Consider the following 1,778-nt stretch of genomic DNA (forward strand, 5'->3'; position numbering starts at 1 on the left):
AGCGATTCCATGATCGGGGTGGATCCCCTCGGTTGGTATCTTTTGGACAAAAAATAAGAAGTATCGGGGTTAGGAGAAATGATTTATGGCTGTTCTGTCAATACCAAATGTTTAATCAGGTAAATGGTTGAAAGTCAGAAGTAGTTCACAAATCCGGGTTTTGTAATGGTCCTGCTGAATTTTGATTGCGGATATACTTATTATTGTTTAACACTATTACTTAAAAACTATACCTGGCACTCAAAATCAGGATTCTTGTTTCTCTTTTGGCATAAAAATCCTGAGAAAAACTATTGGTCAAACTGTTTCCTGCCCATCTTCTGGTGTCAAAAACATCCCTTATACTAAGGGCGATATTTCCTTTATTGTTTAAAAAGGATTTTTGAATATTGGCATCCACAGAATATTGGGAAAGATCCCTGCCCTGTGCCTCTATTTCCGCTGATTCATAATTGCCGACAAGCTGAAAGTTGAAATCCAATGGCAGCTTAAAGTCACTGGTAATTTTGGTATTCCAGGCAAAGCCACTGTTTACAAATTCCTCCCCGATATTGGATCCGTCTACCCGAATTCGGAACATGGTCAAGCCTCCACTCATCGTCCACCATGGGGCGATTTCACTGAGCCCGATAAATTCAGCTCCGTAAGACTCGGCAGTGTTCAGGTTATCAGGCTGCGAATAAGAAATGCCATCCTCAATTGTGGTGATAAAATCCAATTGGCCGGAAACATGACGGTAAAACAGGTTGGTGGTAAAGCTTGAATTATCGGTATTTGCCAAATGTCCAAATTCCAAAGAATGAATCATTTCAGGTTGAAGATTGGGATTTCCTCTTCTTACGTTCAACGAATCTGTTATATCCGGGAATGGGTTAAGTCTCCATGCTGTGGGACGGTCTATTCTTCTGCTATAGGTCAGTTTAAGACCATGTACCTCGTTGAATTTATAAAGGGACTGAAAACTTGGGAAAAAGTTAAAGTATTCCTGTTTTTTGGATTCATCTGTATTGGCAAGGTAGGTATCCACAAAGGTATACTCACCTCTAAGACCTATTGTATAGTCAAATTTGGATGATGATCTGGCATAGATAAAATAACCCGCATGAATTTGATCTTTATAAATAAACCGGTTGCTTATCGCCGGATCCTCCACAAAATCCTGGGCCGTTTCCTGGAATCTTGAATAAATATAGTCGTTATCAAATTTCCTGATATTGGATTTCAATCCTGTTTCAATTTTCGATTTTTCATTTATGGGGTGGATATAATCTGCCTGGAAAACATTGATAAACCTTTTTTCATCCGTAAAGGCCTGCTCCCTTCCGTTAAGATTCTCCGGAATGGGGTTGAGCGTATTTCTGAAAATATCAATATTTTGAATTTTATATTGGTTACGATAAGAGTTGCTTGCCGTAAACCTAAAAGATTGATCCGGATTGTCGAATGTCCTTTCGTAAATGATGGCATTGTCGAGACCGTCATCTGCCTCGGATTCATCATTTCTCCTCACGTAATCCAAAATCAAATCCCTACTGGTCTTATCCTTTAATTCTGAAAACAAGGTATTGATCTGATAATCATCACTTGTACTAAAGACACCTTCATAGCTGATGATGTTTTTGCCAAAATAATATTCCCCTCCATAATTGAAGGTGTGGCCTAGATTCTCACTTTCTGTGTCGGTTTCTTGTTCAAGTATTTCATTATCCTCAAAAATATCTCTTGTCATCCTTCTTTCACCAACATCCCTCCATCTTCTTAAATTGTACCCACCGTAA

Annotated in this window: 1 protein-coding gene; it reads right to left on the reverse strand. The window is 38.9% G+C overall.

Annotation, left to right across the window (positions count from 1 at the left end; all coding sequences use genetic code 11):
• Positions 1 to 220: 220 nt before the first annotated feature.
• Positions 221 to 1,778 (reverse strand): outer membrane beta-barrel family protein (locus ACEW8O_RS07650; protein ID WP_373494031.1); only part of this gene is annotated, 1,558 nt, incomplete at its 5' end.

Origin of the sequence: Aquiflexum sp. (genome assembly GCF_041749095.1) — a bacterium.
Classification (GTDB): Bacteria; Bacteroidota; Bacteroidia; order Cytophagales; family Cyclobacteriaceae; genus Aquiflexum.